Origin of the sequence: Polystyrenella longa (assembly GCF_007750395.1) — a bacterium.
In the GTDB taxonomy this organism is placed as follows: domain Bacteria; phylum Planctomycetota; class Planctomycetia; order Planctomycetales; family Planctomycetaceae; genus Polystyrenella; species Polystyrenella longa.
On sequence record NZ_CP036281.1, the window covers coordinates 5,491,714 to 5,512,030 of the forward strand.

At 49.5% G+C, this 20,317-nt stretch carries 6 protein-coding genes and 1 pseudogene; 2 read left to right on the forward strand and 5 right to left on the reverse strand.

Going from position 1 to position 20,317, the window contains the following annotated elements; translation table 11 throughout:
• Nucleotides 1-159 precede the first annotated feature (159 nt).
• The 5 genes and pseudogenes from Pla110_RS20200 to Pla110_RS23210 all read right to left on the reverse strand — a co-directional run.
• A complete protein-coding gene (locus Pla110_RS20200) occupies nucleotides 160-8,724 on the reverse strand; it encodes a GH36-type glycosyl hydrolase domain-containing protein (RefSeq protein WP_231742695.1) in 8,565 nt (2,854 codons plus the stop codon).
• Nucleotides 8,725-9,274: 550 nt separating this feature from the next.
• Nucleotides 9,275-9,490, reverse strand: a complete 216-nt coding sequence (locus tag Pla110_RS20205) for a hypothetical protein (protein ID WP_144998631.1) — start codon at nucleotides 9,488-9,490, stop codon at nucleotides 9,275-9,277.
• Nucleotides 9,491-9,678: 188 nt separating this feature from the next.
• Nucleotides 9,679-10,374 carry a hypothetical protein gene (locus Pla110_RS20210; RefSeq protein ID WP_144998634.1) on the reverse strand — a complete coding sequence of 232 codons (696 nt, stop codon included), beginning with the start codon at nucleotides 10,372-10,374 and terminating at the stop codon, nucleotides 9,679-9,681.
• A 399-nt stretch (nucleotides 10,375-10,773) separates the two neighbouring features.
• A complete protein-coding gene (locus Pla110_RS20215) occupies nucleotides 10,774-11,535 on the reverse strand; it encodes a putative zinc-binding metallopeptidase (RefSeq protein ID WP_231742698.1) in 762 nt (253 codons plus the stop codon).
• Between the two features lie 30 nt (nucleotides 11,536-11,565).
• Nucleotides 11,566-11,850, reverse strand: a pseudogene (locus tag Pla110_RS23210) (zinc-ribbon domain-containing protein); the annotation flags it as partial.
• 1,121 nt (nucleotides 11,851-12,971) lie between these two features.
• Here Pla110_RS23210 and Pla110_RS20220 point away from each other — a divergent pair.
• Entirely contained in the window at nucleotides 12,972-13,769 is a 798-nt protein-coding gene (locus Pla110_RS20220) for a transglutaminase domain-containing protein (protein WP_144998639.1), read from the forward strand.
• Between the two features lie 627 nt (nucleotides 13,770-14,396).
• Nucleotides 14,397-20,243, forward strand: coding sequence for an SBBP repeat-containing protein (locus Pla110_RS20225; RefSeq protein WP_197440333.1), 5,847 nt, complete (start codon nucleotides 14,397-14,399; stop codon nucleotides 20,241-20,243).
• The last annotated feature ends 74 nt before the right edge of the window (nucleotides 20,244-20,317 follow it).

The window sequence follows — 20,317 nt, forward strand, 5'->3', positions numbered from 1 at the left end:
TCATGACAGGCTCGATTCAGTTATTTAGAGTATCCTTCGAAAAGAATGCGAGAAGGAATCACATTAGAAGCTGTCCGGAAAACCTTCCCTGGGATTCAGTGGACTTGTTTCACTCAGTCGTCGACGACAGTAAACCGCAAAGAGTGCTCCAAGCGGGTTTCAGGAAGGGTGCAGATCATCAGGACGCATAACGACTTCAACCTGGTGATCCTGGTTGTCATTTATTAGTTGAATGAAGCTCTCTGATATCTCGACACCATCCAGAGTCAGACGCTGTACGCTGGTATTCGCTCCCTCATTGTCAAACGAAATGTGATAGAAGGTCTCGTGAAAGCGGTAGTGGATTTTAAAGCGGGTCCATGCCTCAGGAAGACAGGGTTGGAGTCGTAATTTATCAATATCAAGTTCAATCCCTAAAAAGGACTCAATTAATAGTCGGTACATCCAGCCTGCTGAACCTGTATACCAGGTCCAGCCGCCCCGGCCGGTATGAGGATCGACCCCGTATACATCTGCAGCCACGACGTAAGGTTCAACACGATAAATGGCAATCGCATCGGAGCTGTCTCCATGTTTCACTGGGTTGATCAATGAAAATAAGTCCCAGGCGTTTTCGTTATTTCCCAGAGCGGCCGTCGCCATCACTGTCCAGATTGCGCTATGGGTGTACTGTCCACCATTCTCTCTTACCCCCGGCACATACCCTTTAATGTATCCCGGGTTGAGATCGGAATGATTGAACGGAGGATCCAACAGTAAGATGAGTCCTTCCTCCTTTCGAACCAACCGGTCCTGGACGCTTTGCATCGCCTGAGTTCCGCGTTCGGGATTCGCCACTCCGGAGAGGACTGACCAACTTTGTGAGATGGCATCAATCTGACATTCATCATTCTGTTTCGAACCAAGCGGAGTCCCATCATCAAAATAAGCACGTCTGTACCAGTCACCATCCCAACCATGGTTCTCCAGGCTCAGCTTGAGTTGGTCGATTTCTGTTTTGAGTTCATGGGCGACATGTTCGTTCCCCAGGCTTCTCAACAAACCAGAGTATTCGGTGAGAACATGGACCATGAAGAACCCCAGCCATACACTTTCGCCTCGGCCATGTTCACCAACCAGATTCATGCCGTCATTCCAGTCGCCACATCCCATCAGGGGAAGGCCATGTTCACCGAATTTCAATCCGTTTTTAATAGCACGGATTCCATGTTCGATAAGAGTCCCCATTTCATCGGAAGTTTGAGGAAGGTCATAGTTGGATTCTTCATCATCCCGCAAGGGGCGAGACGTAAGGAAGGGAACTTGTTCGTCGAGGACGCCTCGGTCTCCTGTGGTGTTGACATACTTGCAAATGGCGAGAGGAAGCCAGAGATAGTCATCAGAGAAATGGGTACGGACTCCACGACCGACGGGAGGATGCCACCAATGCTGGACGTCTCCTTCAGCAAACTGATGGGCTGCTGCTCGCAGCAGATGCTCTCGCAGCAACTGAGGTTCGGCGTGTACCAGCGCCATTGCATCTTGTAGCTGATCACGGAATCCATAGGCGCCACCTGATTGATAGAACCCCGAACGAGCCCACATGCGACAAGCCAGTGTCTGGTACAGCAGCCAACCGTTAGCGAGGAAGTTGACCGAAGTGTCCGGGGTCTGGAGATGAATGACGCCCAAGGTTTGACTCCAGTAATGCCAGACTCCTTCAATGGCTCGATTCGCACTATCAACATCACGGAATCGCTGTGCCAGGTTTCTGGCATCCGCTGTCCCTCTCGCGGCTCCCATGGTGAAGGTCACGATCTTCTCCTGACCTTCGATTAAATTCAGGGGTGTATGGAATGCGGCACAAGGGTCGTAACCAGCTCCGACGCGACCGGATAATCTCGACCTTTTCAATGCTGCCGGGTCAGCGGTGCTTCCGTTGCGACCCAGAAACTCGGTCCGATCTCCCGTAAAAGTACGGTTGGGTTCGCTGCAATTAAAGAAAGCAACCCGGTCACCAAATTCCGGACTGTAAACATTCCGGGCCAATATTGCTCCGCTTTCGGAATCAAATTCGGTCGTTACATGCATGGAGGACTTACTTCGGGATTCGCCCAGGACTAATTCAGAAAAACTGAAAATCGAGAGTCGTCGTGCCCGACCTGAATTATTCGTGACCTTCAGTTTGCAGAACTTGACCGGTTCTTCGGTAGCCACATACACGGAAAGTTCTGTCGTGATTCCCTCCTCCGTGCTATCAAAGATTGTATAACCGAAACCATGGCGGGTGATATACGTGTTCCGTCCACGAGCTGGTAGAGGAGTTGGAGACCAGAAGCGGCCCGTTTCTTCATCACGCAAGTACATCGCTTCGCCACTGGGATCCGTCACCGAGTCGTTGTACCAGGGCGTAATACGAAACTCATGACTGTTTTCTCTCCAGGAATAAGCACTCCCTCCTTCGGAAATGACGGTCCCGAAATCTTTATTGGCGATGACATTAACCCACGGGGCTGGGGGCGCTTCTCCCTTCTTCAGAATAATGATGTATTCATGCCCATCCTGACTGAACCCACCATAGCCGTTGAAAAACTTCAAATCATGGTAGGGAGTTTCAAACCTGACGGAGGGATGGGAAGTCTGTTCGGATATTTTCAGCATCGGGACTGACGAACTGGTTCTGACATACTTCTCGGCCTGTTCCTGTAACGTACCGGAATCGCCTGACAAGATAACGCGGGATACGGTCTGCAACAGAACGCGGTCTTCCTCTGATATCTGTTCTCCCCGTCGAATAAAAATTCCGCCTGGTCGATCCGTAAACAGGGCTTCTGTACTGGTAGCGACGAGATCCGTGATTCTTTCCTGCAAGGATTGTCGATAGACGGAGTCATCCTCATTCCAGATCACCAGATCGACGGCAAGCCCTTTCATTCTCCAGTAGGCATGGGCCTGCACCGCCTGTTTAACCAGTTCCAGTCGATCGGCGTCGCGTATCTGAACGAGGACGATGGGTAGATCGCCCGAGATACCGTAACCCCATAGTCCAGACTGCCCCTGCCGATTGCGGTTCAGAATGTCTCTGCGAGCCCGTCGGATAGAGGAACTGTATATAATAGAGCTTGCCAATTTGCCGTAAATCTGAGCGTCCAGTTCGGAAGCGCCCAATTGCTGTAGTAAGATATGTCCGTGAGTCCAAGCCAAATTAAACACGCGATCCGTCAGACTGGGGTCACTGTATTTTTCAGACAGTAACTCCACTTCCGACCGTGTAGGCGCGATGCCGGTGACGACGTCAAGTTGAATAGACTCGTTTGGTTGAAGCAGTACCGTCTGGCGAATACTGACAATTGGATCGAGTACGGAACCTTCCGAATTGGACAGCGGCCCCTTCTGCTCGCACGCGATAGGATTTTGCAAAGTGCGTTGTCGTCCAATGAAAGTCGAACGGTCGGTCTCATAAGAAGTGGGCTCGGTGATCTCACCCCGAACAGTAATCATATGCAGCAACCAGGGAGGTTGTTCTTCCCGGGAACGCGGTCGGCGTGTGCAATAGATTGCCTGATGGTTTGGTACAAGTTCCGTTTGTACGAAGAGATTGCTGAATGCGGGATGGGCTTCGTCCTGCGCTTGCGGCGCCAGAACGACTTCGGCGTAGCTGGTTAGCTCCAGATGACGTGGTTCCTCGGATCGATTCGTCAGTGCGATTCTGCGGAGTTCAATATCGTCTTCCGGAGAAACACTAACCTGCGTGTAAGTTTCGATCTGGTAATCAATACGCCGAAACTCGGCTCGTGATTGCGTAAATATGGCTTCATAGCCACTTCCCGTGGTGTTCTTCGGCTGGAAGGTGTTTGACCACAAGGCATCATTTTCAAAATCGCGAATGTAGCAGAAAATTCCATGATTATCGCGTGTCACATCTTCGCGCCATCTCGTGATGGCCAAATCACCCCAGCGGCTGAATCCTCCTCCCGCGCTGCTGATCGCTACATGATAATGATCGTTGGAGAGCAGATGAGTTTCGATCTCGACGTTGCTAGGATTGGTGATGACACGCATGCCCCCAGTCTCTTCGGCGGTGGCGATTCGAGTCGCTCGCGCTTCACTGGCGTGAGGCAGAACTGGTGCCGTTTCCTGAGGGACTCTTTCCTGGAGTAACAGACTGCATGACCGCAGTAGCGGATCGGAAAGAAAGCGTCGCTGCATCGGCTTGTCGAGTAACAAGAATGCAAGAGAAAGTAGACTCATTCCTTCATGGTGAGCCATGAACTGCTTTACAGTGGCTTTCTCTGCGCCCGGTTGCAGTCGTGAAGGAGTATAGTCAACCGCCTCGTAAAATCCGTAAGGCCCCATTTGCTCTTCAGCCTGCAATCTTTCGAGATTGCGACAAGCGGCTTGCGGTTCCACCATCAATGCCAGAACTGTTGCGTAGGGGGCAATTACCAAATCTTCGGCCAGGCCCCGTTTAAGACCTAATCCTGGAACGCCGAACGCTTTGTATTGGTAAATATGGTTCACATCGATTGTGTTGTACCCGGATTCGGAGATTCCCCATGGAACTCCTCGCTGGTTGCCATACTCGATTTGGCGCCGCACGATCGAATGATAGCTTGAATTGAGTAATGTGTTTTCATAGCTGGGCATTACCAGCAATGGCATCAAATACTCGAACATCGAGCCACTCCAACTGAGCAGAGCCGGGGACCGACCTGTAGTCGTTAGCAAACGCCCTAGAGCAAACCAATGTTTCTGACCATATTCCCCCTTGGCGATTACCAGATAACTGGCCAGCCGTGCTTCTGATGCCAGCAGGTCATAGTACCCCGCATCTAATCGACGCTCGCTCACATTGAACCCGATCGAAAAGAGATCTCGGACGGGATCATACAGGAGGTTGAAATCCATCTCAGCAAACTCTCGAGCCTGTAAAGCGATTGCTTCAAACTCATTCAAACGCCTTGCCGCTCGCTCCGAGGCAATGGAAATCGCTGAGGATAATTTTCGGCACCACTCTTTTTCCACTTCCGATGCTGTCGTATTGATCTGATTGAAAAGCGGCTGAAGCGTTGACTGTAATTCAGCCACTTTAGAGAGAGTTCCGGACGCGTCGAGTTCATCAAGTATGACATATGTTCTGTGCAGGAATTTCCGATCCTGATCTGCTCCAGTAGAGACGGAATTCACAGGAGGCCTGGGAATATCCAGCCAGGTTGCCAGATGAAGAAGGTCGGCTTGATGTTCTCTGCACGCATCTTCGAAGGCCGTCACCCACCAGTGGTATTCGGAATCCTGCACGTCAACCGATTTCAGATCCGTGGTTGCAGTGATTAACTCGGTTAACAAAGCATTAGCCGACAGTAACGAAGTGGGGCCATGTTCCACTTGGTTCAATTGGGCTCGAACGATCTCGATCGTTCTTGTTCGGGAGGGCGACTCCTTCCATTGGGTGACCAGATCCAATAATACGTGGAGCGTGTCACTGAGACCGTCAAATGTTCGGGCGGGTAGCAACGACGTCGATGCAAATTCCTGACAACCGCTGCTGAAGACATGCAAGTTAGCGGCTAAATTGCCGCTATCTACCATCGAAACGTACTGAGGATAGAGCGGAGCCAAGGTGCGGGTGTCGTACCAGTTTAGAAAATGGCCGCGGTATCGTTCCATTTTGGCAAGAGTTTTCAAGGTCTCCTGACTTCGCGAATGAAACTGCGATGCCGAACAATATCCGAAATCATAAGCCGTCAAATACGATAGCAAAGCCATCCCAATATTGGTGGGGCTTGTTCTGGAGGCAATTACTAAGTCGGGATTCTGATGAATGTTATCTGGAGGCAGCCAGTTTTCTTCGGCGGTGACGAACTCTTCAAAATACCGCCATGTTTTCCGTGACAGCTTACGTAGAAACAAAAGCTGATCCGCCGAAAGTTGCGGAGTAGACAGCTGGACCGGTTGGCTCAACCACCATGCAATCGCCGGAGATACTGCCCAGCAGAACAATAAGGGACTCACCCAGAACAGAATTTCCATTTCCGCAGTCAGAAATACAATGCACAACACTCCCGCCAACAAGGGAGCAACGATCATCGAGCGGACAAAACTGAGGAATGAACCTTTCGCGCCACGTTCCGAATCAGAAGCTGTTTTCCATTCCAGTAGATGACGTTTTGTCCAACAAGTCCGTACCAGCGTCCGTCCGATGGCGTCCAGGCTGACGAAAGCTTCGTAGGGAAGGAAGACGAAACTCAGTAACTGCTGTAAAAGTGGACGGGACAATCTTTGGATCGAAAAACGTAAGTGAATGCCATACGGCAAATCGACCGGCAAGTTGAGTAAGCGACTTGTGAAATCGACGAGTAGCGGGAGTAGTGAAGCACCAATCAGAAAAAGGGTGGTTACGATAGCCACATTGACGGACATAAACCAGGAGATCATTATCGTCGAGAGCAACGCAATCGGAATAAGACTGCGACGCAGGTTATCCAGTAGCTTCCAGCGTGAGAGCGCTGTTATGGGGTTTTTTTCGGATTGATCAGACCGACCACGTACTGTGGGAAACAACCAGCCTGCAATTTGCCAGTCACCACGAATCCACCGATGACGACGCGACATGTCGGACAAGTATCCGGCAGGATAGGATTCATACAATGTCACATCGCTCACGAGGGCCGATCGGCAATAAGCACCTTCCAGCAAGTCATGGCTGAGGATGGTATTGTCGGGAAAATCATTGCAGCTTCTTTCGAAGGAATCGACATCGTAGATCCCTTTACCTACAAACGACCCCTCTTCGAACAGATCCTGATACACGTCTGCGACGACCCGGGTGTAAGGATCGATTCCCGCGTCTCCCGCATAAATGCGAGTGAATCTGGACTTGAGCGTATTCAACAATCCCACGCCAACCTGAGGTTGCAGTATCGTATATCCTGCTACAACCCGGTTTAATTGCTCATCGTAAACTGGGCGATTGAGAGGATGCGCGAGAGTGCCGATCAGTTTGATGGCCGCTTCTCGTGGCAACTCTGTGTCAGTATCCAGCGTAATGACAAAACGGACGTTCTGAAGCACAGTCGTGTCGCCAATCACATCGGAAAAACGATCCTCTGCACCACGCAACATGGCGTTGAGATCAGCCAACTTACCCCGTTTACGCTCATAACCCATCCAGCAGTTTTCGTTCGCATTCCATTGGCGCGACCGGTGTAACAGATAAAAAATATCCGTGCGATCATCAATGTACTTCTGATTTAATAATTCAATACCCTGCCGCGCCTGGTTGATCAGCTCTTCATCTTCGGGCAGGACGTCCGCATCGGCATCTTTTAAATCCGTTAACAGCGCGAAGTGCAAACAGGGATCGCGATTGGACAGATATCTCAGTTCCAAACCATCCAGTAACTTTTCGATCTCATTTTGACTGGTAAGCATGGTGGGAATCGCCACCAACGTTCGATGCTCGGAGGGAATTCCATTTTCTAACGCCAATCGAGGCAACGATACCGGGGAAACGAACTGTTTTGTCAACCAGTTCGTAAGTTCCACTCCCATCGCCGAGACACACAGAGTAAGTGGCAAGCCTAATATAAGCAGAGTCTGCCAGTTCGCATCTTCGGAATGTGCTAACTCGGCGTATCCCCAAACGGTAGCAATCGTGATGACAACGATCATCGCCAGATAAAACGAGAGTGGGAACCGTCTACGCAACTTTTCAAGCGACGCGACGAAAGAGAAACGAACATCAGATTCTCTCTCCAGGACGACACGACCACTGTCGATCAGATAATATCCTACGTGGGATGTCCGGTTTTCGGACTCGGCGGACGATTGTTTTTCCGCCAGTTGGACTGCCAGAGCCGCGACTTCGTTTTCAGTTAAGGAACTGCGCTTCGCAATATCTTCTACAGCATGGCGGTAACGGTCCCTGGTGAGAAACTCCATCTCCCGATACGTACCGGATGGATCGCCTTCGAGTGTTCGCTCTACTTGACTGTGTTCACGAATAAACTCCCGCCAGTCGTTTGCGTCCAGAAACCGTAAGCTATGAATGCTGTTTCCGAAAGAAACCTGGTCAACGGCCTGTGATTGACCTTCCGTCCGAACAACTTGCTCTACGGTCAACATCTCGTCAGCCAGACGATGGTCAAGCCAGCTATTTGCAAAGGCAAAGTTGGGATTCTGTTCGTGAAAATAACGAGACAACTCTGAGAGGAAAGCGCCTGACAATGGTGGAGACTGACGAGTCATGTCGGCGAGAACCAGGATCAGGTCGGCGGGTTTTTCCTCGACGACTTGAATCATTCGATCCGCCCAATCGCTTGCCAAGTCGCGGTCGCATCTCGCGGAAGCAATCCTGATTGCCACTCTGCGCAGGTTTTCGATAAGCGCCAGTCTCAACATCAAGGGCAGAGCCCACAACTCTCCCAGCAGGAGGGGTTGGATGGACTGGTAGGAAGCGACGAAACTGTCGAGACTAGTGGAATCGATACGACCGTCGACGTGAGTGATTAACTCTAAAGCGATCTTATAAATACGAGGAGCACTGCCTGTCTCCTGGTCAGCAATTCGCGGCAACTCTCGACTGTAAGCAGGGGGCAATAACCGACGAATCTCGCGGATTTCTTCTTCGATGAGATAGAAGTTGTCGAGTAACCATTCCGCAGCCGGTTCAATCTGGCGGCTTTTGTCAGCAGCAGCTGCAACCAGATCGTAGGTCTCAATTAGGACCTTCTGATTGTCCTCCAACCGTGACAGAAGCCTGTCTGTGCCGGTTCTCGGAATCAACTTATGTGAAGCAGCGATCAGTTTGGCATGTCTTTCCAGTTGATCAATACTGAAAAGATCGGATCGAAGCGGTTTTTCATCAGCAGGGCCACGCCAAGGGAAACTTGGCTTCGAAAGCAACCTACTCGATAAAAACCGACTCACCCTTTGCCAGATAATAGGTAAATGCATCGCATCACCCTCTAGCCGTTCCCTGATTAAAGAGAATAGGCGAATTAGCTTATTATAGAGGGCAGGGTTACGTTAAGCAATCTGCAAGAAGAAAACGGTTCGCCTGGAGGAAGCATTGCACGCATTGAGGATTTAACCAGGCTGCTCTAACTGGTAATAACTTGATCGATTGTCCGTAACGATTTTCTACTCGGGAGAGAAATTGTAGAGGATCTAAAAAAGATCTAACGAATGAGAAATAATCCCCTGGCGTCATTACGAAATGGATTCTTGCTGGATCGGAAAACGGCGAGATACTTGTACCGTAACAGGAATTAGACGATGTTGAAAAAGAGTGTGCTCAGACGGAGATGTTTTTGTTAAACGGCGATTTTCGAAGAAGACTTCTCCAGTTGTAAAGTCGACGGCGAAATTCATTATCGTTCAGCAGCATCCGTTTCTTACCGAGTTTATCGCGGAAGATACCTTTTTCGGTCTTCAGGTATCCAATCGCCAATTGTTGTTTGCGATTCACCCAACTTGTCAGAGCATAGACGAGCAGGTGCCAGGGCTGCATCACAATTTCCATCAATTCAGTTGTCAAAGTGAAGGGGAGGGCTACTTTGGCACTATAACCATTGCCTGAGCCGTAGTACTCGCGAAATGTGTATCCCGGTCAACCATCACGACCCGAGACTACGATTGTACTGATTGCAGCGGTAAGCATCATTGCCAACTCGCCTGAGAATAGACGCCGTCAGCGTTTCACAAACACCTTGATTTGCAGTGTTGTGAGTTCGGCTGAGTTTTTTTACGGTACGGGTTCGTTGTAATCCCCGCGATCTCAACGCGTCGTGATTTCAGTTGCATCACCACCATGACATAAAAAGTCGTCAGACCGGTCTTCGTCCAGACTTCCACCGTGGTGAAATCGATGGCGAAGATCGCTTCCCAGTGGGCTCTAAGGAATGTTTGCCAAGACATCGAGACAGGGCGGTCGGGGACCGGTTCAATGCCATGAGCTTTGTGTACATTCCTGACGGTCGTGTCGGTGATGTGAAAACCAACGTTGGTCAAAGCACCCTGAATTCGATCAGTTCCCCACGTGGGGTTCTCTTTCACAAACCTCAGAATCTGTTCGACGATCTTCTGTCGAACGCGCGATCTCCCAACTTGTTTCTTCTTCGATGAGTAGTCCCATTTCCGGGCAATCAACTCCCGGTGCCAACGGAGAATGGTATCAGGAGTGAAGATGGCCTCGAGTTCACTTAGTAACTTCCGGCCAAGCTGCTTTCCTTTGACCGCCAGGCGACGACGCTCGTTATCGTTCAGCTGGACCCGTTTCTTGCCAATCTTATTCCGGAGGATGTTATTCTCCGTCTGCAGGTAGTCAATCACGTGTTGCTGTTCACGAGTCATACAGCCGACCATAGTGAGCAGGAACAGGTACCAAAACTGCATCTGTAATTCCATCAAATCAGTTACCAAAGTGCAGGTGAGAGTTACTTTGGAACTCTAACCGCTGGCCGTCAGTACCAAACCTTGAATCAGGAATTAATGACCTCTTCCTCAATCAGAAATAACGGTTACTCTGATTGTTCTGGCGAACAAAGTCAGCAGATCGTTCGAGATCAGGGGGAGCCAGTCTCTCACAGACACCTTAATTTGTAGAGTCTTAAGTTCGGCTGAGTTTTTTACGGTACGGGTCAGCAAATGTAGGCTCCGCCCCGAGCCATAAGTCGATTCCGTTCCGGTGTCCGTGACCAACTGATCATGTGCGGTAAGAGCATCTTCAAAACCGGATTCTTGATGTGAAGTATCCGTAATATGACAACTTCCTTACGTTGATGTTCTACTTTCCTAAGTCACGGGCAGGGTATGAGCCGCTTGTTGTAGTAGATCATGAATGTACTGCATTTTAGAAACGACTGGCGGCACCAGAATCTCCGGTACATAATCGATGAGTCCCATCGCTCGATTCATCTCGTTAAGTAAGACTCCTAGTTTGACGTAGTGCGACACCATCACCGTGAGCTCCGTTTGACTTGGATCGCAACTTTGGTGAATATCCATGTGCATGGCGGTATCAAGGACGCTGATCATATCCAGATACGTTGCGAACGTTTCAGCAAAGTCTTCCCACGGATGCATTGATGCATAGGCACTCACAAATGTGGATTGCCAGTTCCCAACTGGCCCCTCTTTGTAGAATCTCTTTTGTGCATTTGCGTAACTCGGGTTTTCGTGATCGCCAAAGACGGCTTTGCACTCCACCTCTGTTTTCCCCTTCACAAGCATTTCCCAGTAGTAATGCGATATTTCGTGACGAAAGTGACCGATAACAGTTCGGTGAGCTTCCTGGAAAAGCACACGGGCTTTTTCTCGCTCCACTGTATCAGCCTCGCGGAGATTGATTGTGATTTTCCCTTCCGCATGACCCGTGTAGACGCGTTCCTCTTTCCCCAATGACCACCACCACTGGTTCGCTTGCGTCACCACATCGGATTTGAAATCAAACTTGAGACGCGGTTCCAATCCGTTCGAATTCGTCCCGTACGGAAGCTGAAGAAGATCTAACGTGTATAGCAATCGGCGTTTTGCCTCTTCAAGCCGTTTCCACATCTCGCGATTCCCGGGAATTGTCAAGTCAGGGATCGTGTCGTTGAAGTCGCAGTAGTCGCAAAGTCCGTCCGGCCGTGATAGTTCTGCTGAAACGGTAAAGCAATGATTACAAACCTTTTCGATTGCATAGTTATTGCACTTTAATAACACGGCACTGCAATCACTATGGCCACATCGAAAACTTTCATCCTTGTGAGGTAGTAGAGCAGTCATACGATTGCAGGACGGGCACCACCCCAGTTCACTGCCGCAACATACACAGAGAGTATTTTCGTAGAAAATCGTATTGCTACATTTGCAAGCGAATGTCTTCATGCTCCTACACCTTCTGATAACATCGAAAATCCAAATAATTCAGTCCACAAATTGACAACGATCGCAGAACCAGCAGTGTTCTAGGTTCGGGACTCATTTGTCGACAATGGGCTTGTCCAGCGGGTGGATCATTGAGACCTTCCCTGATGACGATATTTGCAAAACCTCCAGTTCCTTGGCAGCCTGTTTTATCAACAGCTACTCGTCTGTTGCTGTTGTTGAACCTGCTTAGTAATTGAAGAAATGCGTTCAAGTCAGATTCTATAACGTTAACAAAGATGACAATTGACAACAATCAGCAGACACATACATTAAAAGTACTTAGGGCGACGTAGCCAAGCTTGAAGTAAACGAACATTGTCGACTGCTATTGAGAATCTAAACGGATTAGCCGTGCATTTAACCCGAAGTTATCCAACTGATCTTGAGGTTCGCGTAAGAGAACCCGACGTGGGGAGTCGATCGAATTCAAGGTGCCCTGGTAAACGTCGATTATCGCATCACCGGTACGACCGTCAGGAATGTGCTTAAGGCGAACGGCATCATCCGCTCCCGACCGCCTTGCCTCGATGTCCTGGCAGACGTTCTTAAGAGCCCACTGGGAGACTATCTTTGCCGTCGACTTCACGACGATAGAAGTCTGAACGAAGACCGATCTCACCACGTTCTACGTCAAGGTGGTAATGGAACTGAAATCACGGCGCTTTGAGATCGCGGGGATTACGCCAAATCCCAATAGACAATAACGTACCGTAAAAAAACTCGGCCGATCGCAGAACACGGCAAATTAAGGGGTCTGTGAGACTCCGGCGGCATGTATTCTCAGTCGAGTTGGCAACATCGCTCGCAGGCCCCAATTCTCACGCATTATTCCGAGCTACCGCTGCGCTCGAACGGTCACTTTAGCGTCGAATCTGATAGCAGCGTATAGGTCGTGAAACCAATCTCGTCCGAAAACCATTACTTGTCAGCAACACAATCGCTTGGAATCACTGTTTTTCGTCGTCGAATGATTTTCTTTACGATACGCTGTTCCCTATACTTAAGAAGTTTTGAAACTGCTTATATGACCTGCGTGCGGAATCGAGAACGCTGGAATCAATTTTTGGACTTAATTCTATATGTGGCTGCATGCTTCCTGTTTACTCGACTTCAATATCCCCGTGGATACCCCCTTCCTACTCATGCTGCGGCCCCGTAGCGGGAAACAGCAATGGGTGGGTCGCGAACAGTATGTGTTAAAACCCAGTATTTCTGCCATCGAATTCACCGACCCGTTCGGCAATCTCTGTCAGCGACTGGTGGCCCCCGCCGGCTCGTTTTCAGTTCAGACTTCGTTTGACATTGAAGTCGCCGATTCCTCTGATACTGCTTTTGGCGCCTTCTTTATCCCAGTCGAACAGTTACCCGAAGATACACTCCCTTTCCTGCTGCCCAGCCGTTACTGCGAATCAGACCGCTTTTCAAAGATGGCCTCCTCGCTTGTCCAAGGAGTGGCCCCCGGCTACGACCAGTGCAACAAAATTGTGGAATACATTCGCACGAACATAAAATATGCGCCCGGTGAGGGTCAGGAAATCATCAGCGCCTGCGAAGTCAATGAAAGATCACAGGCAGTCTGCCGCGATATGGCTCACTTGGGGATCGCCTGCTGTCGCGCCCTGTCGATACCCGCACGACTGGTAGTCGGATATTTGGAAACACTGCAACCGATGGACCTACATGCCTGGTTTGAAGTTTACGTAGGCGGGCGCTGGTATACGTTCGACCCGACCCAGGACAATCTGAAAGGAGGACGAGTGGCGATTGCCTATGGTCGTGATGCAGCAGACGTTGCAGTCTATACCCAGTTCGGCGATCCTGTTGAGGTGCTCCGGATGCAAATCAATGTCGAACAGATCTCCCCGCCCCAGTATTGAGATTCACTACCCGTATCTTAAAAAAACTCAGCCGAACTTAAGACTCTAGCAATGGTTGTGCTGATTGCACTGACGTCCAACGTCAGAAGCTCGTCCGAGAACAGGGGTAGCCAGTCTCTCTCAGATACCTTAGTTTGTAGAGTCTTAAGTTCGGCTGAGTTTTTTACGATACGGGTTTGCGGGTTGTTTGGACTTGATACAGCCCGCCTAGCGCGGTTTAACAGAGCCATACGGAGTCGTTGCCTGTTCAAAACGTTCATCCGCCGAATTCCCCCATTTTCCAGCACCCATCAGAATCACTGACACGATTTACTGCCAACGAAGCTGAAGTTGAGGTTTTCAACGGGCTGCCAGACGCACAGTTGACTGGTCAGCATCCAGATGCTGTAATGGTTGCATCCAGACTTTTTTAACTCCGACTAGCCATCCTTCAACATGCAACCCGAAGGAGTTGTGCCTGATCTAGTATTTCTCCTAACACAGGTTGCCTCTTTGATTATGCACTTCACATCGCATCTCACGTCATTTCTCCGTGCCCATAAACGCAAAGTACGTCAGAAACAAAGCAATCTCCAGTCCCATAAGCTTTCCTGTTGGACTCAGCTAGAGCGATTGGAGGATCGCACGATGTTATCGGCTCCCGTAGCCGATGCCGGTGGCCCCTATTCGATTAAAACAGGAGAAACTCTGCAGCTGGATGCCTCAGGCTCTACTGATGCGGAACAGGATTCAATAACACTCACTTACGAATGGGATCTCGATGGGGATGGATTATTCGGTGAGATTGGGGTAGCTGCTCTATATGGCGATGAAATTGGAATGAACCCAGTTTTTGAAACCGATATGTTCCCTTTTGAACAAGTGGTGACGGTTGAGCTACGAGTGACTGACGATGGTGGAGCCTCAGATCTTACTTCGACAAAGATCGATCTCTTTGATTTGCCATTGCAACTTGATTTTGCCGGTGTGCAAGAGGGACTAGACGGAATAAATACTCGTGACATTGCGACAGATAGTTCTGGTAACAGTTACATCGTTGGATCGTTCAGCGGAACTATCGACGCCGACCCTGGCACTAATGTCCACAACCTGACAAGTAATGGCGATCAAGACATCGTTATTTCGAAGCTTGATTTTCAAGGAAATCTCGTCTGGGCTCAGAGTATTGGTGGAACGGACAAAGATGTTGGCAATTCAATCTCGGTCGACATCCATGGCAATATTCATATTACGGGTTACTTTAGTAGTAACACTGTTGATTTTGATCCAGGACCGGGCGTTTACAACCTAACTAACCCAGACGCATCCGCAATCAACATGTTCATTTTGAAGCTGAGTGGTACTGGCGATTTCCAATGGAGTCGACACTCCAGTGGCCCCAAGTATTCTTCGGGGAATTCGATCACAGTAGACAATATTGGAAATGTCTACGCTACTGGTTTCTTCAGCAGAACAGTGGATTTCGATCCTGGACTTGAGACTTATAATCTGATTAGTCTATCGAGTACGGAGGATATATTTATATTAAAGCTAAGTAGTTCCGGGGACTTTATCTGGGCAAAAGGTCTTGGAAGTAAGTTTATAGATTATGGATACTCAATCTCTTTAGATAATTCGGGAAATATTTATACCACAGGCTACTTTTTACGTACCACAACAAACTCACCAAATAGGTATATGGACTTCGATCCTGGGCCAGATGTATACAATCTCAGAAGCACAACGGACCCGAGTGCATATGTGCTGAAACTTGACAGTTTGGGGAACTTTCTGTGGGCCAGGAACATCGGAGGAGAAAGAGGATATTCTATCTCGACAGATAGCCAGGGTAGTGTTTACACCTCAGGACGCTTCTCTGGAACTGTTGACTTTAATCCAGGGCAAGATATTTACAACTTAACCAGCCATGGAGAGATGGATGTTTTCATCTCCAAACTTGACAGTTCAGGCAACTTTCTCTGGGCTAGAAATCTAGGTGGAACAGGGGATGACTCAGTCGCTTCCATTACGGTTGATAGTCAAAACAATATTTACACAACAGGTTATTTCCTAGAGACAGGAGACTTCGATCCAGGACCGGGCGTATACAACCTTTCAAGTAAAGGGGGGAATGATATTTTTGTATCAAAGCTAGATAGTTCTGGGAACTTTTTATGGGCAGAAAGTTTCGGTAGCGAACTTTCCGAATCAGCATCCGGTCTCGATGTCAGCCTTGCCGGCGATATTTATCTCACAGGTTACTTTTTTGGACATTTAGACTTCGATCCAGACATTGACGTCTATTCCCTCACTACAGATCGTGGGGCGTTTATCGCCAGATATAATCAGACCGGCACCGATAGAGTTAATGGTCCTCCGAGCATAAATGCAGGAGGCCCCTACACAGTTCAATCAACTAAACTACTCCAGTTGGATGCTTCAGGTACGTCTGATACAGGCCAAAACACCAACTCTCTCACTTTTGAATGGGATCTCGATGGCGATGATGTTTTCGGTGAGACTGGCAATGAAGCTACTCATGGTGACGAAACTGGCATTAACCCAACATACTTGGCCCCCAACGTCGACAGTACCGAAGTCATTTCCGTAAAGTTGAAAGTGACCGACTTGGATGGACTCACTAGTACAGGCATGGTGAATGTCACGGTTGAGAGAGTGCTGCCTAAATTTGGTTTTGGTTATAATGGAAATACATCCATTGATGCGGATGCTAAGAGCATTGGCACGGATGCAGCAGGAAATGTCTATTCCGTAGGCTCTTATGAGGGTGAGATGACGATTAACCCGGCGATCTCCAGTCCTGATTTAGTAAGTACAGGGGGGCGTGACGGCTATTTGATCAAACATGATGTGTCGGGGGACTTCGTATGGGCCAAAGAGATCAAGGGCTACGGGAATGAAAGCATAGAAAGTGTAGCCATAGATGGAACTGGAAATATCTTGCTGACAGGTTATTTTGACAACACTGTCGATTTTGATCCAGGTCCGAACACGTTTGAACGGACGAGTAGCAACGAGTCAGATGCATTCCTAATGAAGCTCAATCAAAACGGCGACTTCCTATGGGTAAAAAGTATTGGCGGCACGGGTTCGATTCTGGGAAAAGTTGTCAAATTCAATGGTAATGGAAATATTATCGTCGCTGGACATTTTAATAATACGATCGATCTTGATCCATCCAGTTCAATTTTCTCCCTGAGTGCGGACGATTCTACGGACGCATTTCTTGCTGCCTACAGCCCCACTGGTCAATTTCTATGGGGTAACCATTTCGAAGGAAATAATGCTGTTTATATTAATGATATAGACTTTGATGATGCTGATAATATGTATCTGACTGGAAGTTACTATTCAACGGTCGATTTCAATCCAGATTCTTCCCGGCAATACCACACCAGTATCGGGTCCTCAGATGTATTCCTTGTGAAGTTGAACAACATAGGAAGATATGAATGGTCAAAAAGTTTCGGCTCCAGTTATTCCGATAGCGGGCGGGGTCTTCTACTCCATGAGAATGGCGATATCTATGTCACCGGAAAGCTTGAAACACTTATTGATGATAGCTCAGCTCCTTGGCTAGGTAGTAGAAGAGACAGTGATCTTTTTGTCTATCGATACAACCCCAATGGAAATTTGCAATGGACGCAGAAGATCAGCGGTTCATCCTGGATCGAATCAGAGGGAATCGCCGAAGATTCCGAGGGGGAAATTTACGTAGTAGGGTCCTATACTGACTCCATGCAAGTTGAAAATAATGCCGGGACGACTACTTTGGAATCTGCTGGTGGAGACAATGCGTTACTTATAAAAATGGACACAGAGGGGAATTACCTTTGGGCACTTGACTACCCAAGTAATAATGCCAGTCGAATTATCGCAATCTCTATTGATGCTTCTGACAATATTCTTCTGACCGGAGCGTATCGTAGAAAGATCGATTTTGACCCGGGACCTGGTTCCTACGAATTAACTGATAACTCACTAATTTTTGAGCCTGACTCGGATATATTCATCTCAAAACTGATCCAGAATGAAATTGTCCAAGAAGAACCTACTTACGAAACTCCCGAAACTCTCATTAGCTATTCAACTCGGGGGCAGCAGCGGACCGGTGTTGCTGGCCAGCGGTCGGTGGCTGCAGCGGCGGATGGTCGGTATGTGACCACCTGGTGGAGTGATGAGGGAGACGGAGATGGTGCGGGGGTCTTCGCTCAGCTTTATCGAGCCGACGGTAGCAAAGTCGGTGGACCGTTTATCGTCAGCACGACGACTGATGAAGACCAAATCAATCCTTCGGCTGCAATGCAAGCCGACGGGTCGTTTATGATCGCCTGGCAATCGGATAGCGATCCCGGAGCCGGAGTCAACTGGGAGATCCACGCTCAGCGATACCTTGCCAGTGGTCTGCTCGATGGTGGCGAGATCGCGATTAACAGCGAACTGGCTTCGAATCAGTCATTAGCTGATGTTGTATATTTGGCGAATGGTCATTTCGTGGTCACCTGGACCGGAAAGGGACCAGGAGATGCCAACGGTATTTTCGCCCGCATCTTCGATGCGAGTGGTAACCCGCAGGGACCTGAGTTCCTCGTTAATGGAACGACAGCCGGTGCCCAGGTCAATCCGTCACTCACTGCTGATCGTGCCGGTGGGTTTGCTGCCGTGTGGCATGGTGACGGTACTGGCGATAGCAATGGTGTCTTCTTCCGTCGATTTGATCAGTTGGGTACCGCACTCTCAAGCGAAGTTCGGGTAAATCAGACGGTTGCAGGAGTGCAACAGACCGCTTCGGTTACGCAAACCAACAACGATGACTTCATCGTCGCCTGGAGTGGCGAAGGAACGGGAGATTCCAATGGTATCTTCACTCGCCGGTTAACTCCCCTGGGAGACGTTACAGGCAATGAGATTCTTGTGAATCAGACAACCGGAGGAAATCAGGTCACTCCCTCCATCACACCTGATCTTACCACCAATGGTTACCTCGTTACCTGGTCGCATCAGAATTCAGGAAACGACTATGACATCAAACTGCGTCCGTTCAATGGAAGTGATGTGGCAACGGAGGGCGAGCAGACGATCAATCAGGTGCTTGAGAACCGCCAATGGAATCCCACGATCATTCAACGTTCAACGTCCAGCGGTGATCAATACGTCCTCGCGTGGGGCGGATACGGAGATGGCGACACAGCCGGTGTCTTTACACGAGCATTAGACTCCAGTCTCAATCCCATCACTCCGGAAACCCTCGTTAGTTCTTCCACCAAAGGGCAACAACGGACGGGAGTGGGTGGACAGCATGCAGCGGCTACCGCTGCTGACGGTCGCTACGTCACTACTTGGTGGAGCGACGAAGGAGATGGCGACGGAGCCGGAGTCTTTGGTCTATTGTATCGGGCTGATGGTAGTAAAGTGGGCGGACCGTTTATCGTCAGCACAACAACAGACGAAGACCAGATTAACCCTTCAGTCGCGATGCAGGAGACGGGTCAGTTTGTCATCGTCTGGCAGACCGACGCCGATTCCGGCGCAGGAGTAAACTGGGAAATCCACGGTCAACGCTTCCTCGCCAGTGGCTTGCTCGACGGTAGCGAGTTCCTGATCAACAGTGAAACGGTATCTAACCAGACACTCGCAGATGTCGTCTATCTCGACAACGGCAGCTTTGTCGTTACCTGGACAGGAAAAGGGCCGGGCGATGCCAATGGTGTCTTTGCCCGGATCTTTGATGCGAGCGGTACCCCCCTCGGAACCGAGTTTCTGGTTAACGAGATAACATCCGGAGCCCAGCTCAACCCTTCACTGACAGAGGATAGCGCGGGTGGCTTTAGCGTCGTGTGGCACGGCAATGGAGCAGGGGACAGTAATGGCGTCTTCTTCCGTCGGTACGACAACGCGGGAACTCCTCTAACGGGTGAAGTACTCGTCAATGAAACCGCTTCCGGAATACAGGAAGCAGCACGTGTCACCCAGACAGCAACGGGTGACTTCATCGTCACTTGGAACGGAGAGGGCATTGGCGATATCAACGGTATCTTTGCCAGGCGTCTCTCTCCCGCCGGCGCTTTGACCGGATCGGAAACGCTCGTCAATGAGGAACCAGCCGGTAATCAAGTGACTCCCTCAGTTGTCGCAGACCACACTGGGGGTGGGTTTCTTGTCGTCTGGTCACATCAGAACTCCGGTATCGACTACGACATTAAGTTCCGTAAGTTCGATGAAACCGATTCCTCTGTCTCCGCGACTCAGCTTGCGAATCAGGTGACCGAGAACCGGCAATGGAACCCGACCATTATTCAGCGTCCCACTTCGGAAGGGAATGATTTCCTCGTGATCTGGAGCGGCAACGGAGACGGCGACACCGCTGGTGTCTTCACGCGCCAGTTCACCTTCGAAGAACCAATCGCAGCCCTCGCACTATCATCGATCAGCGACGCTGCCTTCGCAGAGGGATTAGACGAGGTGCTCGATTAATCAGGGAAGACAATATCGAAAGATAGAATGAATTCACTGTTGTCCGCTGGTCAGAAAAAGCCAACTATCAATCA